At 43.9% G+C, this 17,503-nt stretch carries 13 protein-coding genes; 3 read left to right on the plus strand and 10 right to left on the minus strand.

What is annotated here, in order from left to right:
- Positions 1-9 precede the first annotated feature (9 nt).
- Genes tssJ through VJL_RS13190 form a run of 3 tightly spaced genes read right to left on the minus strand, consistent with a single transcriptional unit; the run spans position 10 to position 2,629 of the window.
- Positions 10-510: a type VI secretion system lipoprotein TssJ gene (tssJ, locus tag VJL_RS13180; RefSeq protein ID WP_081094945.1), complete on the minus strand. Its 501-nt coding sequence runs from the start codon at positions 508-510 to the stop codon at positions 10-12.
- Positions 503-2,020, minus strand: coding sequence for a type VI secretion system-associated FHA domain protein (locus tag VJL_RS13185; protein ID WP_038878555.1), 1,518 nt, complete (start codon positions 2,018-2,020; stop codon positions 503-505). The genes tssJ and VJL_RS13185 overlap by 8 nt, the downstream gene beginning before the upstream one ends.
- A 9-nt stretch (positions 2,021-2,029) precedes the next feature.
- Positions 2,030-2,629, minus strand: coding sequence for a hypothetical protein (locus VJL_RS13190; protein ID WP_038867814.1), 600 nt, complete (start codon positions 2,627-2,629; stop codon positions 2,030-2,032).
- A 639-nt stretch (positions 2,630-3,268) separates the two neighbouring features.
- On the opposite strand from VJL_RS13190, the gene VJL_RS13195 reads away from it, so the two are divergent.
- Genes VJL_RS13195 through VJL_RS13205 form a run of 3 tightly spaced genes read left to right on the plus strand, consistent with a single transcriptional unit; the run spans position 3,269 to position 8,476 of the window.
- The gene (locus VJL_RS13195) at positions 3,269-4,573 is read left to right on the plus strand and encodes a type VI secretion system ImpA family N-terminal domain-containing protein (RefSeq protein WP_038878558.1); all 1,305 of its coding nucleotides are present in this window, start codon (positions 3,269-3,271) and stop codon (positions 4,571-4,573) included.
- Between the two features lie 28 nt (positions 4,574-4,601).
- Positions 4,602-7,991, plus strand: a complete 3,390-nt coding sequence (tssM, locus tag VJL_RS13200; protein WP_038878560.1) for a type VI secretion system membrane subunit TssM — start codon at positions 4,602-4,604, stop codon at positions 7,989-7,991.
- A 32-nt stretch (positions 7,992-8,023) separates the two neighbouring features.
- Positions 8,024-8,476 carry an Lrp/AsnC family transcriptional regulator gene (locus tag VJL_RS13205; protein ID WP_009705245.1) on the plus strand — a complete coding sequence of 151 codons (453 nt, stop codon included), beginning with the start codon at positions 8,024-8,026 and terminating at the stop codon, positions 8,474-8,476.
- Positions 8,477-8,543: 67 nt separating this feature from the next.
- On the opposite strand, the gene tssG is transcribed toward VJL_RS13205, so the two are convergent.
- From tssG to VJL_RS13240, 7 genes are all read right to left on the minus strand, one after another.
- Entirely contained in the window at positions 8,544-9,542 is a 999-nt protein-coding gene (tssG, locus tag VJL_RS13210) for a type VI secretion system baseplate subunit TssG (RefSeq protein ID WP_038867820.1), read from the minus strand.
- Positions 9,539-11,287, minus strand: coding sequence for a type VI secretion system baseplate subunit TssF (tssF, locus tag VJL_RS13215; RefSeq protein ID WP_038878563.1), 1,749 nt, complete (start codon positions 11,285-11,287; stop codon positions 9,539-9,541). The genes tssG and tssF overlap by 4 nt, the downstream gene beginning before the upstream one ends.
- A 10-nt stretch (positions 11,288-11,297) precedes the next feature.
- The gene (gene tssE, locus VJL_RS13220; RefSeq protein ID WP_038867824.1) at positions 11,298-11,708 is read right to left on the minus strand and encodes a type VI secretion system baseplate subunit TssE; all 411 of its coding nucleotides are present in this window, start codon (positions 11,706-11,708) and stop codon (positions 11,298-11,300) included.
- A 61-nt stretch (positions 11,709-11,769) separates the two neighbouring features.
- The gene (gene tssC / locus VJL_RS13225; RefSeq protein WP_038878565.1) at positions 11,770-13,245 is read right to left on the minus strand and encodes a type VI secretion system contractile sheath large subunit; all 1,476 of its coding nucleotides are present in this window, start codon (positions 13,243-13,245) and stop codon (positions 11,770-11,772) included.
- A gap of 8 nt (positions 13,246-13,253) precedes the next feature.
- Positions 13,254-13,760 carry a type VI secretion system contractile sheath small subunit gene (gene tssB / locus VJL_RS13230; RefSeq protein ID WP_038867828.1) on the minus strand — a complete coding sequence of 169 codons (507 nt, stop codon included), beginning with the start codon at positions 13,758-13,760 and terminating at the stop codon, positions 13,254-13,256.
- A gap of 26 nt (positions 13,761-13,786) precedes the next feature.
- The gene (gene tssA / locus VJL_RS13235) at positions 13,787-15,364 is read right to left on the minus strand and encodes a type VI secretion system protein TssA (protein WP_038878566.1); all 1,578 of its coding nucleotides are present in this window, start codon (positions 15,362-15,364) and stop codon (positions 13,787-13,789) included.
- Between the two features lie 2 nt (positions 15,365-15,366).
- Positions 15,367-17,373: a serine/threonine protein kinase gene (locus tag VJL_RS13240; protein WP_038878569.1), complete on the minus strand. Its 2,007-nt coding sequence runs from the start codon at positions 17,371-17,373 to the stop codon at positions 15,367-15,369.
- Positions 17,374-17,503: the final 130 nt, after the last annotated feature.

Consider the following 17,503-nt stretch of genomic DNA (forward strand, 5'->3'; position numbering starts at 1 on the left):
TTTTATTCCTTAAAAGTAAACTTGTTCAATGCCGCGAGTATTATCAGAAATCAACTCACTGCCTTCTAACTTGAGCTTCAGGTAGTACTCGCTCTTCTCTTCAATGACTTCCACTTTTCGCCATGACGATCCATCAATATCACGGAAAGCGACCGAGAAGCCGACAGCGCGTGTAGCTGGATCAAGCGTTAACATCTCATGGATTTTGTCGCCTGGCTGGATTTGGTACTCGTAACGCTTAATGTATTCGTCACCCAATGACGCTTTATCGTTCTCAAACAATGCAAAAAAGTCTAGGCTACGGAAAAGTACTGGCGAGCTTAGCTCATGAACGCGAAGGATAACTGGCGATGATTGGCCTCCCTCTCGTACGTTTAAAACCGACGACGCCTCTATCACTAACTCAATAGAAGAAGTTTCTGGCGTGATGCCTGTTGATTCTTTTAACTGATCCCACATGGAACATCCGGATAGCAATGCAAATCCGAGTAATACAGCGATACTACGCATGGCTTCCCTTAATCGCTTTGTTGTAGTTCTTTTTAATAAGACCTTTCAACGATGTTTCGTTGAACTGACGACGGTTCTTCGCGTAAAACTCCAAATACTCGCCCCAGAGCTTAGATTTAGTTGCAAACATCGATTTGCTTGCTACATCATTTGCAAACGTGACAGGGTCATTCGTTTCTGATTGTTCAATCAACAACTCATTGAGCGCTTTATTAAAAATAATTTGATGATCATTAAGTTCATCAAGCATCTGTTCGACTAGTTCGTTTGGCGCGAGTAAATTCTGGCTATTTAACGTCAACATGAGCTCGGCAAGATTCGACTCTGCTTGGCTAAGCCCTTCCTCTTCTTTCAAAGATTCCACTTCGTGAAGGTCTTTTTGCAAGTTATCGATACACAAGCGTAAGCACGTACCCATTTGCTTAAACAACAAGGCTTCATTACTTATCAAGTCGGGGTTGGTGATACCTAACCCTTCGTAGAATGCTTGGCTAATATCATTATGAGTTTCACTTCCAGCCTCATCGAAAGACGTATTCGATACAAAGCCGACTTTTGTTTCTGACGCTGGTTGCTGAGTTTTATCCGTGATTTGTGAAGAAGGGATAAACGCTTGCGTCACCTCTTCCCATTTTTGTCCAACCGGTTCGCTTTTAGGCGCACTCTGTTGATAGGAAGCATCACCGTTCACCTGATGACTTGGCGAACGGTCACTCATCAATGACTCTTCAGCATTAGACGAAGTCTCTTTACGGTAAAAATCGTCTGGAACTCGCTGCGTGTTTGCTTGGGGCTGTGAATCACTCTTGGTTTGAACAGGCGTTGATTCGTTACTTTTGGTGTCTGCACCTAACCAATCTTCGGGGATCAGGTTAGGCAAATCCAATTCGGAATGAATACTGAAACTGTCGTCTACGATTTGACGCGTGTTTTCGATAGAACTAGGTTGTGGTTCCTGATCTTTTTCTTCGTTTCTGATTAAGTGGTCATCATCGCGTTGCATGGAAAACTTGAGGTGTGCAATAGGGTCGTGGCTATCAACATCGTCTTGTTTTGTTTCCATGAACAAGTCTTCTAATGCGCCTACTTTTTCTTCCTCTTCGACTACCGCCTCTCCTAAGTTGACAAGCGGGTCGTTAGAAACACGCTCAGGAGCAATATCGGCAGCAATGTCTTGTGAAGCAGTAACGTGCTCTAGCGACACGCCAATTTCGTATTGACCCAGAGAAACAATGTCACCGTCGACAATCGATACTGGCTGGTTTTTCAGTATCTTGTTGCCATTGACCATGGTGCCATTTGTACTGACATCGCTGATGTAATACGTATCACCGTAAACACTGATCAGACAGTGCGTTCCTGAAATAAAGCGATTGTGATCCGCCAAAGGCAAAGTACAACTGGATGCTCGCCCTACTGAGCCGCCACCTTCCGGCATTTCAATATGCTTCGCACCCGTGTATTCCTCTGGGCATTTCGAAATGAATAGGACTAGCTGATGTAAGCGCATTGCTAAACCTTAAAATAGCAGTGAAACAGAGAGTTCAACGCCACCCAATCCATCATTTACAACAGGAAGAATGTAGGAAGCTTGCGGAATGATTTGAATGTGGGCGTCAGGGTTGCTACCAAGTTTGATTGCGGTACCTAACGTAACGACAGCGCCAAGTTCAAATTGGTCAATGTCTTCGATGGCTTCATAACGGAAACCATCCTGATCGACTTTCCAACGATTTGAATACTGGGAATACCCTAAAGACAGGCCGGCACCAATATAAGGGGTAAAAATACTCCAAGAGCTCAATGCATATTGAGGCACAACGCGAAACTCATAGTTTGTGACCTCTTCGTAGACGCCATTTGCCGGAGCATCAATGTCTTCTGCGAGATAATTAAAGCCCAACCACCAACGCCAACGGTTGTTGTTTTCATCGATTGGGCGCGTATGCACCAAGCCATAACGTAAAGCCTCTTGATCGCCGCTAGAACCTTCGTCGTAGTCGTGGCTTTCCACCATAAGCATGTTTACTGAACCGCCATATCGTTCCCCTTTCGCTATTGCAAAAGTAGAAAACAGACACATGGCTGAAATCAGCCCCACTTGACTTGGTTTTAGCATTTCGTCCCTCTAGGTAAGCCTTGTAATAATACTTAGAGGCGAAAGATATCAACTCTCTTTTCTTTTTCAATAAGGTAAAAAATAGCGCCATCAAATAAGGTAAAAAGCCTATTAATTAGAACACAATGACTACCAATAATTGCAAAGTGCTAGACGGCTAAATTTACTTATAAACATTTAAAATTAAAAATACAGACCAAATATTAAACACCGAAAAGCGAGGCTAGAATTGTTAATAAAATGATAACCAGCACAAAACATTCTTTCACCAAATCATAAGCAAACCCTATTAAAGTCACCTCTAATAAAGGTAATTTTAAATTAGATAATGTCATATTGATTCCGATTCTTACTCAATCCAATCAGAAAAAAATATGGGTCATGCTTAAAATATTCCCCAATAAAGGTTACTATTGCGACGCACATCACTGTTGCTAATACGTTACAACTCAGCACAACCAACAAAATATGTGAACGAAGATCACACATAGTTAATTTATCCGTTTTTAAATATTATTTATTATTCTATTTCTCACTTTTGCCTATAAAATCCCAGCAAAAAATAGATCATAGCACTACTTTTATACTTTTAATTGTAGAAGGCTAAATTTCTTATACATTCAGTTGGAATTAGACATTATGTTTTTCAGCGACTTCACCAGAAGGCCGATCGATGAAAGTAATCCCAGCGGCTCAAACCCTAATGGCTTAGATGATTTTGACGAAATAAAGCGTCAAATTAATAACCTAAATAAGGTCACTGGACGTGTTTCATGGAAGACGGTTCAAACGCTATCAAAGAAGATTTTAAGTACACAAGGAAAAGACTTTCGCTGTAGTTGCTACTTTACTGTCGCAGCAACGCATAATGAGGGTCTAAAAGGGCTTGTTGAAGGGTTAAACTCTTTACTCGATTTGTGTGTGGTGTATTGGTATACCGCTTATCCAGAGCATTCGAAAGCTAACGCTCGCATGGGCGCTATCGAATGGATGGTTGAAAACACCGAAAGACGCATCAACAAACATAAAGTAAGGCAAGAAGAGTTACCTCTAATTGAGGCTGCTCATCAGCTTTGTTTAAGGATTGAAGAAGAGCTTCGCCTTCACTATGGCATTAAAGCGCCTTCGTTTGGTCGTATTCGTCGTATTTTGAATCAATGGATTGAAGAGCTTAAAGAACAAAAAGCAAAAGAAACCAAAACGATAGAAGCAAAACAGGCGAAACCCGACAGTACAGGCATAAAGGTTGAAATCGCACCACCAGCAAAACCATCAGTAACCAAAACTCAATCCCAAAAGGGCGAAGAAAAAGACGTTGAGAGCTCTAAGTCAAGCAAGGTGATGGTTTACTCGATAATCGCTTTAATGGTGACGGCTTTTGCGTCGCACTTCATTTACAAGCAGCACCAGTACCAAACACTTAAAGGCCAGATTGAACATGCCTCTTTGAGCGAACTCACCACCTTGGTTGATTCACTAAGCGTTAAAAACAAGGAATATCTTACTTCTTTAAGGTCAACGACGGTCGATCGTCTCGACGTTCTAATGACAGATTGGACGATTGATCCAGTCAAAGTTAGTAAGGTAAATACGATAGATAAGCTCACCAGTGAGTTAACGATACTTTATCCAGATTCGTCATCTGCACAGCAACTTCGAGAGAATTTTTTAGAGCAACGTTCTCGTTTCGAGGCTGAATTCGATGTCATATACAAACGGTTTGCCTATGCTAGGACCGTATTTGCCAATGTCGCAAAGCAGAACTCAGATAAAGATTCAAAGAAAGCGTATGAGTACAGTAATTCACTTTTTCCGCTTCTTGGTCGAATTGAATACGCAGAAAAGAACACCCAGCAAAAGGAAATTGATCGCTCACTCCTTTTACTGAACACCTACCTATATAAGATAAACCAGTTACAAACTGCGGAAACCGACAACAAATAACAATACAAGTAAAAGAAGTTATAGGCTTATGTTCAAACAAAAAATACTCAGAAACCCGATCGTGGTTTCGACCTTTGTGGCACTGTTATTTGCCGCAATACTGGCTGGGGTGTATTTATTCTGGCTTGAAGACGCAGACAAACTTTATCTCTGGGTTGGTCTTGGTGTTATTGCCACTTTCTACCTTATTTTTCAATTCACTTTGTGGTTTAAGAAAAAGAATAACGCTAAGGCTCAGCGCCTAGAAACAGAGGAAGAAGCGCTTTCCATGGTGATTCGCCCTCTCCTTTCTCACGCGGGTAAAAAACCAATCTATCTAATGATTGGTAATAAAGGGTCTGGACGACGTCAATTTTTGTTTAATTCCAGTGCAATTAAACCAATGGACAGAACACGCACGGCCAAAAATGACTTCTTCGAATGGTATGAGTCTGACGGTGCGGTGTACATCAAACCTGATCAACGTTTAGTTTTCCAAGAAGTGTCGAGTAGCGACGCTTCACTGTGGAATACGTTCACTAACGAAGTGATTCGTCATCGTCCTAGAAAGCCTTTTGCTGGTTGTCTGTTCTTTATCGACTTTGAGTTCCTGATTGTTTCAGAGCCAGAGCAAAAAGATTACACCATGACAGCATTACTCCAACGTATGACATCAATCAGTGAGAAAACATCCTCTGCACTGCCTGTGTATTTGATGATGTCTAAACTGGATAAACTGGATGGCTTTAAAGAGTACGTTCATTTCAGTTCACTGAAAACGCGTGTTGAGTTCCTTTCTATACCGTTGAAAGAAGCAAAAGGTGTGATCACTGAGTACTACAAAGACGGTTACCGTAACCTTGTTAAAGTGCTGGAAAGTAACGCTCTTGATTCTTCGGCAAACTCAACTGAGATCGACGAAAAACAGGCAATCCTTTCTTTTCCTAAACAGTTTGAACTGGCTCAGTCTGAGGTTAGCTACATCTTAGAGCGCCTCTGTGAATCGAACAGTGGTGTTTACTCGTTAGACATCCGTGAAATCTTTTTCTGCTCAAGCTTACAAGGCGGTCGTAAATACAATCTGCTGGCGAAGAGTTGCAGCAACTACTTCAACTTACCGATCATTGCCTCTGAGCATACTCAGCTAACAGAAACTCCTTACTTCTCAAGGTTCCTGATTGATTCTCAGATCCTTCCTGAGAGCGATTTTGCGGGTGAGAACAAAACCTACCTACGTTTGATTCAACGACAAAGTCATCTTGCGATGTTTGTGTCTGTTGTCATTCTTGCTGGCGGTGGCTATTTCTTCGTTAAAACACTCGACAGTAACTTACGAGTGATTAACCAGTTGCTTGGTATCGATGACACCGCGCAAGCAGAGCAAGAAGCAAGTTTTAATCAACTGTTAGTCAATGCGACTCGTGCGATTCAGCCGTCTTACAGTGCTTGGTTAGAAGGCTCAAAAGAGCTAGATAACGAAGTTCTACCACTGAACATCAGCCGTTTAGATAAAAGCACCAAGATTGCTTACGAGGCACTACTAAAAGAAGTGGCTCAACAACTGATGCCCGTTGTAGAAAAAGGTTACCGCCTACAACTAACTCATAACCAAAATGACTTTAGCCGCTCACTGCCTTTGCTAAAAGGCTACTTGATGCTAAATGACCCGTCTAAACGCGACATTCAATTCTTGCGTCATCAAACATTGGCCATGATGAATGAGCTAAGCAGTCAACCTGATGTAGTAAACCAGGCGATGCGCTATCTAGATGCCTACTTCCGTACTCAGTTTGCTCCTGTCGACATCAGCATGGACATCGTTCGCGCAACTCGACGCTCTTTACTTGCAAACTCAAACGTAGACTTGGTTTACGCTGGCATTTTGAATCAAGCGGATGCTATCGACCTCGGTACGCTTGATCTTCAACGAGCGGTAGGCTTTGAGTTTAACAATGTGTTCAACGAGCCATTAGCCGACAACCGTCTTATCATCGACAAAATCTACACGTCTACTGGTTTTAGCACCTTCTACCGTCCGCGTGTGGATCTAATGTCGCAGCAAGTCATCACTGACAACTGGGTACTTGGCCTTTCAAACCATGTTATCCCAACGAAGACAGAGCAAGATGATTTCAAGACGCAAGTACGTAAGAAATACACAGACGATTACATCAACTACTGGCGAAATGCACTGAGTGAGCTCAAGGTTCAGCATTACAACAACGTTGGGGATCTAACAAACGCGATTGACCTTATTTCAGGCCCTTCATCACCGATGACAACCGTGTTGAAACAAGTGTATGCCAATACACAGTTCTCACCAGTTGGAGAGAAAAACGCACTGATTTCACAAGTTAACCCTAAGTTGTTAGAAGTTGCTGATTCTGCTTCGGAAGCGGTTGAAGAAGCAGTGAAACCAGATTACTTGCTTATGAAGCGTGTAGAACAAGCGTTCCACTTACTCAACCAATTGCAAGTCAGTGAAACACCGAACTCCCCTACTCCATGGGATGAGACCATTGCCGCATTGAGCCGCGTTCGTACTTACATGAAAGACATTGCTGACGCGCCAGACCCACAAATGGCCGCACTAGCAGCGGCTCAACACCGCATGAACAGCACAGAAGCCGATCCGCTTATCAAACTTAAGCAGATTGCTCAAAAATCACCAGAGCCTGTACGCAGTTGGTTGTTGGATGTTGTCCAACAAAGTTGGTCAGTGATGATTGCAGAATCTTCAAAAGGCATTCAAACCCAATGGTATAGCGAGATTTACACCAAGTTTAAGGAGCTAGGGCTTGGTAAATATCCATTTGATCTTACCGCAACAGAAGAAATTTCAATCGAAGATTTCGAATTGCTGTTTGCATCAGGTGGTTTGTTAGACACCTTTATTCAGAAAAACTTTGCGCCGTTTTACGACACAAACTTATGGACACCAAAGCAAGTAGATGGCGAAACCATGCCACTGTCACCTGCCCTGCTGGTGCAATTGCGTAATTACAATGTGATCCGAGATACATTGATTAATAAGAGCACAAACCGAGTTTATATTCCGTTTAGCGCCAAAGTATTAGACCTTGATTCTAGTGCGATCAGAGCCAGCTTGAAAATCGCTGACACTGACATTAACTACTATCACGGTCCGAGCCGAATTCGTGAGATGGAGTGGCCACCGCAGAATGGTGACTTCAATATTAGTATCACGATACAAGATGTAACCGACGAGGGTAAGCAGCACGTTCTAAATAAGAGTGGTCAGTGGGCGATATACAGATTGCTAGGTGATTCGACCCTGACAAACACTCATAACGGTAGCTTCGTCAGTGACATAAAAGTGTCAGGAAGGGATTTGAGCCTACGTATCACCCCATTGACACAGAAAAACCCATTCACTCTGGCTGAGCTGTATAACTTTACACTTCCAGAGTCGATTTAATAACAATATAAAAACCAGAATAGGCAGAACACATGATTTCTAACATGACTTTACAAGGCTTAGATAAGTTGGATCGCAAAATCCTTTCCAGTCTGTTATCAAACGGACGCGAATCAATTGCGAACCTATCTAGAAACATCGGTTTGTCACGTACTGCTGTTGCAGAAAGAATTAACAGGTTAGAAAAGACGGGGATCATCAAGGGCTATACCGCTCAGATCCGAGTAGAGAACGAAGGTCGAAAGGCGGCAAGTTACCTGCTCATCTCTTGCGAAAAAGGCAAAAAAAATGAAGTAACAAGTGCCTTAAAAGAGATTCCTGAAGTTCGTTTAACCAGTGTTGTTGGTGGTAGCTTCGACATTATTGCTCTTATTGAAGCGCCAGACCTTCAATCAATCCACCACTTGTGTAACGAGATTGAATCATTCAGTGGGATTCAAAAACTTGATACAACGGTGGTTCTGCACCAGCCAATCAGTCGCTAGGCTGAGTTATTTGCTTAATAAGTAAAATAGCTCTCAAACGAAAAAGCCGCTCAATTGAGCGGCTTTCTTATATGCTTCCAATCACGCGAATCTTGGCGTCTTTATCACTAGGGTTACCAAGCCAAAAGGTTTGTCCCAGGCTGTTCCCTTCACCTTGACCGAGATTGTTTTCCGGTATTGAGTCTAAGTTAACCGTTAGCTTGAGGTCCCAAGACATTGGATCTCGCAAAATAAACCGCATCAGTCCCACCAGTGTATTGTGCAACTCGCCATCATAAGAGAACTTTCTAAACGTCTCAAAATCAATGTTATCGATACAAAGGTTAAACTTACCGTTCAAATCCGAAATGCTTTGCCCTAAGTGCAAACTATGACCTAACACACAGTTTGCTCGGTTTAGTTTATTACGTTGGCATTCTGCAATCTCTACTCGACGATGAACCCACTCCTCAATACGGACATTAGGTAAAGAAAAGTAGTGGGCAACAATACCGGAGATAAGCTTAGGCGAGCGCGTACGTGTTGAGAGTTGGTTGACGTAAGAGAGAATTTTCGCTCTATCCAACTCCGCAACATCGCAATCTTGCATGACACCAGACAAACCAGCTAAATGTAGAATACGCCCTGAGAACGCATCACTTGCACCGCTCTGGTACTGGACGTGATACCGGTATTTCTTCCAGACGCGGTACAGCAAGCTAGTGTAGCGGTTGTGGAAGAAGTCGAAAAAGTCTTTAACTGGGTTGTCTTCTGGGTCGCGGCCTGCAAGTTTTTCAGTATAAGACGCAGGCAGTGGCGAACTTGAACCATGTAAACCGAGAAAATTCGTCTCTACGCGCGAGTATTGCTGTCCATTTCTTTCCATGTGAGCGATAAAGTCCATATCGCTCTTGGGAAATGACAAATTTGGTGAAACACTAAACTCAATGCGCTCTTGATGAAAATACTTGTTTTCACCCACGGCGACAAAGTCAGTTTCTGGTTGCAGTTGGTAATGCTTCTCCAACAACAAAACCGCTTGGTAGAAGCTAAACTCATTCGACTTATCAGAGAGTGTATTAATCATAGAATCGTCTGCTGTCCAATTAGGCTCGTCCAGTTATAGACTTCACCGCTGGCTTCATCAAAAACTTCCAGCTCTGTAAACGAGTTCACACTGGAATACAGTCGGATGAATTCGTTCAATACGTTCGCCATTAAGAACATATCCCCTTCGTTCACAAAGAACTTCGAATTCGTTACGAGCTTAAACTGATTGCCTCTTACTGATACGCCGCGGAACACACGATCAATCGGTTTCATTTCAGAGGAGATAATGCCGTCGAGTCGGTGAATCGACGCTCGGTGTGCTTGTCGGTCAACACGAGAGTGGAAATCATACGTAGACAACAGCACTTTAAGTACATCGATATTTGCCAACGACAAATAGTTCAGTGACATATTAGCGATAAGTTGCCATTGAAGCTCGCCGTTCACTTGCGGGCTGACTGACTGTGTTGGTTTAGTGATGTTTTTAAACGTCGCATACGTCGGCGATTTATGGGTGGCATAGGTAATGTCCCCAACAGACAGGCGCTCAGCTAAATCTGCATTGCTGCATTGCAGCTTCATCAGGACCGTTTCGGTTCCCAAATCGGCAATGTCGCCATTGTGCGTATGGAATGAGATATAACGCTCAAGGCCACGACCGCTCACTCGTTCGCCTACTTTGGATTTGTAGAACTCACGCTTGTCTCGTTGGTTGATTTGGTGCTCAAACGATTCGAATTCAATTAATGATTTACGACGACGTTCATCCTTGCTCCAGCTTTCTACCTGTTCAATAGCATACACCTCGTAGTGTTCTTGGCTGTTGCTTTGAGGACGAACTTTGTATTCATTTCGGCGATGCTCTAAACGAATCGGATCACCATCTTTCTCGAACAAGTTAACGGCTGGCGTACAATGCAATCTTAAGTGCTTATCTTTCAAAACCACTTCAGAAGGTAAAGCACGCTTAAAATGGAACTTCACCTTGACTGTACTGCGCTGTGGAATTCCTTTTAGCCATTCTAGACCTTTGATGTCAAAAAACATGAACTTGTCTGGAAGAGAGAAGAATTCTTGCAGTAAGCGATAACCGGCAAACGAGTTTTTGCTGTAAGGCAACAGCGCTTCATCTTCTTCATGCCCAACTGGCACGACATATTCAGGGCCAAGGCGATGTTTGTAGCCACCACCAACATCCAGCTCAACGTAATCTAAATAGCGGAATAACCAAAGAAAAACGGTGCGCGTAATATGAATTTCACCATGAAGGTGAAGACGTAACGTATCTAAACCAATGCGCGAAAGTTCCAAACCATGCTCTGTTGATAACGTTACATCAATCGAAGAGCTTGTGCGGCTGTTGGTTTGTTCAATATTGGTCAGCGTAATCGGGTAAAGGTTGACGTCATAACATGTACGGAATAAACACTGCGTTCCCTCTACCTGCTCGCTCGCCATTTCTGCACCACGTTTTACCACGGTTTTCTCAGTGACACTACCAGTGTGAGGTTTGAGTTCACTGATGCACAGAGAAGGAATAGAACGCATATAGTGCGGCCACAGCAACGTCATAAGAGATTGCGTCAACTCTGGCAACTCATCATCAATCTTTTCGCGAATTCGCCCCGTTAAAAAAGCAAAACCTTCCAGTAGCCGCTCAACGTCTGGATCGAAAGTGCCTTCTGAGAGGAAGTGCGTTAACTTGGGGTGATATTTGGCAAACTCACTACCCGATTCGCGCAAATACGTGAGTTCATCTTGGAAGTATTTACTGTTACTCAAGTGGCACCTACTAAACGTTAAATTGGCCGTCAGTTCCCATGTAGACGTCAATAGACATTGGGACTTTACCGCCGTTATGGGAAACCTCACCTCGAATACCAAACCCAAGCTGTAAAGGATTGTGGTGGTCTTCTCGGTAATGAACCTCGACATTCAGCAATCGCGGTTCAAAGCGTTCTATGGTTGAAGTGATGTTGTTTTGAATGTGGCGAACGAGGTTCGTATTGTTGGAGAGTACGTCGTTAAAGTCAGGTAAGCCGTATTCACTATCTATCATCGCATTGCCCGAATGCGTGTTGAGCAAATCCGCCAAATGCGAGTGAATGGATTCGATTAAATGACGATGAGAAACGACTTTCTCGTAGCAGTTTTTGGGCTCACCAAGCTCGATGCGCTCTAAAAGACGATAACCTTTTTCCATATCCGGTCCTACGAAAAAAGCAGCCAGTCTTCACTGGCTGCTTGATATTATCAGCAATGGGTTATTGGTCTAGCTTGCCAACGAGTGACAAGTCAAAGCTTGCGCCCATGTACTTAAAGTGAGGACGTACAGACATTGATACTTTGTACCAACCTGGATCGCCTTCTACGTCTGATACCTCAACCTTCGCAGCACGTAGTGGACGACGACCACGTACTTCTGCTGGCGGGTTTTCCTGATCAGATACGTACTGACGAATCCACTTGTTCAATTCGATTTCTAGGTCAGAACGCTCTTTCCAAGAACCGATTTGCTCACGCTGTAGCACTTTGATGTAGTGTGCTAGACGGTTGATGATGAACATGTAAGGCAACTGTGTGCCCAACTTGTAGTTCATCTCTGCTTGCTTACCTTCTGGCGTATTCGCAAACACTTTTGGTTTTTGAATAGAGTTCGCCGAGAAGAATGCCGCGTTGTCAGAACCTTTACGCATCGTTAGCGCAATAAAGCCCTCTTCTGCCAGTTCATATTCACGACGGTCAGAAACAAGAATCTCAGTTGGGATCTTAGTTTCGATTTGGCCCATCGCTTCAAAGTTGTAAACTGGTAGATCTTGAACCGCACCACCACTTTGAGGACCAATGATGTTTGGACACCAGCGGTATTTAGCGAAAGATTCGCTGATCTTAGACGCCATAGCGTACGCTGAGTTACCCCATAGGTAGTTGTCGTGGCTGTCTGTTACTTGCTCGTCGTAATCAAATGCTTTGATTGGGTTATCTTCAACCGAGTAAGGCGTACGAAGCATGAAGCGAGACGTACACAGACCTAGGTAACGTGCGTCTTCGTGCTCGCGCAGGCCACGCCATTTCGTGTATTGTGGGCCTTCAAATACAGACTTAAGGTCTTTTAGGTTTGGTAGCTCTTCGTAGCTGTCTAGGCCAAAGAACTTAGAAGATGCAGACGTGATAAACGGTGCGTGAGACATCGCACCCACGTTCGCCATGTATTCCATCAGTTTGATGTCTGGAGATGATGCAGACAGGTCGTAGTCACAGATTACCGCGCCAACAGGTTTACCACCAAATTGACCGTATTCACGAGTGTAGATCTGTTTGTATAGACCAGACTTCACCACTTCCGGTGCGTCTTCGAAATCGTCTAGTACTTCATCTTTCTTCGCAGAGATCAGTTCAATCTGAATGTTCTCACGGAAGTCAGTATGGTCAACTAGGTACTTAAGACCACGCCACGTCGATTCGATGGCTTGCACTTCTTCGTTGTGAAGAATGGCATCAACTTGCTTTGACAATTTTTGGTCGATTTCAGAGATCATCAGGTCAACCAAAGATTGATCGACTTTCTCTGTGGTCGAACTGCTTAGTAGCTCACTGATGAATGCTTCTACGCCGCGTTTTGCAACATCAAAACCTTCATCACTTGGCTTTAAACGAGTTTCGTTAAGAATGCTATCCAGAAGTGACCCTGATTCAACTAAGGCTGCTTCTTGTTCTGGCGCTTGTGCTTCTGCAGACATGATATCCCTTACTCTTCTTTCGCTTCTTGGTCGTTGCCAATGCTTAGTTCATCCAACAGTTTCTTTCTCGCTTCTTCATCTTGAAGAACCGATGCGATCTTCTTACGGAACGCAGGAACGTTACCTAGAGGACCTTTCAGTGCAACCAAGGCTTCACGAAGCTCGAGCAGACTATTTAGCTCTGGTACGCTTTTCGCGATCGCTTCAGGAGAGAAGTCCTTCATGTTTTCAAACGTTAGATCAACACCGATTTGCGCACCTTCTTCATCAGAAAGGCGGTTTTCAACGTTTACTCTAACGTTTGGAGACATGCCTTCTAGCACTTCGTTAAAGTTGTCTTTGTCGATATTGATTGGCGTACGTTCTTCGATTGGCGTCTCATCTGCACGTGCAGTAAAGTCACCAACCACCATCATGCTCAGCGGCAGTTCAACGTCGTCTTGCGTATCACCAGTTGCTGGAACATAACGGATATTAATTCGCTCTTTAGGAGCCACCGAGCCGTCACGTGACATAATTAGTTCCTTATCTAACTCTGTAATCAGTCATAAATTGCTTTCCACTGTTCATACTTGGCAGGTAAAAGATCCTTGGTTCGGAATAACGGATGGAGTGTTTTTCGAATTAGGTCTTTTAGTTGCAAAGATAAGTGTGGTTCCCAGCTCTCAAGATTAAATTCCTGATGTACGTCCCAACCCTTCTCAAGATACGGCAAGCACAACGGGTATAATCCAACAGACTGGTAAGCTGTTATCAATTGTAAATACAGCAAAAATTGCCCACGTCCCGAGCTATCCAGTTCGAGTTTGCGAGCAAGTTCTGCAGCACGCTCCCCTAGGTTTTCTAGGGTGATATCCTCCATTAGCGACGAATCGTCCTCGGTAATCACCACGGTCTGAATGACTGCTGGCGAGCCCGATGAACCTGCAACTTGAGTCGATAACCAAGCCAAAGTTGCTTCGTCCGCAAATGGTATAGAATTCTTAAATGAAAGGTGTTCAATGCCTTCCAGTGATTCAACGAAACGTCTCACCTCTTGCTTCACCGCCATTGCGGCATCGTCAAAGCCCAGATTGGTGAGCATTGAATAGACATAGAAGTGGCCCGTCAGCCAAAAAGGCGCATCGGTTAGTGTGCGCTCTAAACGCTTAATCGTATCGATATCACTTTCTTGGTTGGCCTTGTCACGATACTCCGCTTGTTGATCGGAAGAGACCGCTAAACTGAGCGGTGTTTCGTTGTTTTGATGATCGGGTAAGTCATCAATGTCATCCCAAGTCAGATGACGATAAATTCGATAGGCAAGTGGGTCGCTCGCGTTGGAATAAAGCATGACCTCCGCAACCTTCTTCAAGGTGCGTTTAGAAGCAGTTGGTGAGGAGAAATCCGTATCAACATCAACCTCCGGCGCCGCGGCTTTTTTGGCCACTTTCGGTTTAGCTACAGCCGATACGCTTTGACTGCTTGATGGTTGCTCCGCTACTGGCCTAGGGGCTTCTTCTGCGTTTTCCGCTTGCACAGATTGAGCGGACGCACTTTGTTCCGCTGAAGATGTCGTACCCGCCTCGTGAGAGTCCGCTCCAGCTTGTTGCGATAAGATATTCAGCTGGGTACGAATCTCAAAGAAATCCGCCTCTGAATCTTGGAAAATATCATCAAACTGGCGCTGTACGTCTTCAATCGTACTGATACAACGAGAGACAAGCTCCCAAGGTTGTGTACTTTCCGCTAACTTACCACTTACCAGCTTAAACTGATGGTTTAACCACTCAACGGCGCCATCTCTACCTCGCTTTCTGGTTGGGTAAAGATTCGCACCAAACTTCGTTAACGCCCCATTAAGCAGCTGCAAGCCCTGTTCAAAACCTTGCAAGTCTGACTCTTCTGTAAGTGCACGAATGAGATAACAAATCGCCTTAAGATCTTTGCTGTGATGTTCAAGAACCTCGGTAGCGTGCGTTTTGACGACACCCCATTCCACAGTTTCCCCAAACAAAGAGCCAAACTTCTTCACTTCGGCTTCCATCATTTCGTAGCAAAACTCATAACGCGCGTCTTCACCGACTGGATTTGCGTCTGAAATTGGAGTAAGCAAGCGTTCAATATCAATCACTGACATCACTAACCTCGCCCTTCAGATAAAAGATAATCTTTAATGGCTCTTTCCACAGCGATCGCACCACGTGCTGGTTTAGACAGTTGATGACTTTTGTCGATGGAATCTGATGCCATACCGTTAAGGAGCTCGGTAATCTCGCTGAATTTTTTGGGTGCGTTACGCTCTAGATCCGCCAGTGAGTCATGCAGTTTTTGCTGATCAAAAATGGACTGTTCTGTCACTGTGCTAAACAAGATGAATTCACTTCTTGCGACAATCAGATCTTTCACTTTTTTACTGAGTTCTGGCGTATTACCAAAGTAAGCTTTTGCGGCTTTTGCTTCGTCAATCGCTTTAGTGTAGTAATGGTCCTTCGCATGTTGCTCAATGGATTCATTAATGCTTTCTAAGACTCGTTTCGGCAGTATCTGGCTGTAGAAATAAGCTTCTGACTGATTGAGTAACCAAGCCGCTTTCATTTCATCATCTGCTTGCTTCGCTTCACCCGATAAAATCAAATTAGCGATTTGCTCATCTTTGCTGCCCGCAACGGCAGACAATTTCATTGAATCAACCGCAGCAACGTTCAAACCTGCCATCACTTTGGTCAGGGTTTTATCAGCATAAGGAAACAGCGCTCCATCATCGACAAGCTTCTCACGCAACGTAACCAACTCTTTGCGAATATCGACTAAGGTTTTTGGTAAGTCATCCGCTAAGTCTTGATAAGCGGTCAACTGGCTTTGGTTCTTCTTGTACAACTTAGACAGTTTCATCTGTTGTACTTGGAAAGCTTCACGATATGGCGCAGTAGTCACCACGTTCTTTTCCATATCATTAAGAGCGAATTCAATATCCCAGGGTGGCTGCGCTAAGAAAGAGGCCGTCTGTGCTGGCTTAATCGTACTAACCAAAGGTGTTTCAGCCTGTGAAATCGATGGCTCAGACTTAACAATGGTTTTCCATTCTGGCTGGTTTTGTTGGTACAAGTAGCTGCCAGTAATCGCAATCACGCTGAGCACCAAACTCGCCTCTAAAATTTTGAAACGTCCATAGCCAGACTTATCTTGCGGTTTGCAATGCGTCAGTAATAAATCTGCATTGCGTAAGCTACTAAAAATTGGCGCGTTTGATTGTGAATCAATCGACTGCGTATCAATACGTGCGAGCTGTTGGGCAAATGAGATGGCTGTATAGCCATGCCCTCTCGGATTATTGATGACTTGCTTCAGCAGCTTCCAAATGTGGTTGGGAATGAGTGCAGGTCGCTTGCGATCTTTTAACTGTTTATGCCAAGCATCACCAAAAATAGCACCGATAAATAGATGTCCGGTTAGTAAAGCTAGAGAATACACATCGTCTTGCGGCTCGGTTGTGCCTGTCTCTAGATAAAGCGGCGAGGCGTAACTCAGACTGGCTTCGGCATGCGTCTCAGTCTCCCCAATATAACGAGCCGCACCAAAATCAATCAGCTTGACGTAATCGCCCTCACTGACCAGCACATTGGATGGTTTGATATCGAGATGGCAGATGCCTCTGGTGTGCATAAACTCAAGCGCACCAGCCAGTTGATACACGAGCCAAGCAATGTGATCGTGACGAAAGCCCTTAGTCGAGTGACGTTCCATTTTTTCTGCGAGAGATTCGCCTTGAATCCACTCATACATCAAATACGGACGTTCGAACTCGTTGCCGACTTTAATAAACTCAGCAACACTTGGATGCTGGGAAATCTCTAGTCGACTGGCTTCATTAACCAACATTTTGCTGGCAACTTCTGGCGCCTCTTCGTTGACGACTTTGCAGCAGATTTGTTTTTCTGGCTGGCCTTTCTTGGCGAGATGGTAAACCGTAGTTCTACCATTTTTTGAAGGCAGCGTGTCTAGTACATCAAATTGCGAAAAAAGAACGTACTCAAGCTTTGGCTTATTTTTTTGCGCCAATCTTTGCTCGTTCTGTTTCTTTTTTTCAATGGCTTTAACAACCAATTGATCAATATATCCTTTGGCTGCTCCCTGCTTATCAGACACTCTGCACTCTTTCATCGAACAAATATTATTAGAGCGAAATAATATTTGCTGAAACATCCTTGTTTCAAGGCTGGTATTTAAAACGAACAGTAAGTCTATTACTTTAGTGATAATTACTAATTTATAAGTC

This window comes from Vibrio jasicida CAIM 1864 = LMG 25398 (assembly GCF_000400365.1).
GTDB classification, from domain to species: Bacteria; Pseudomonadota; Gammaproteobacteria; order Enterobacterales; family Vibrionaceae; genus Vibrio; species Vibrio jasicida.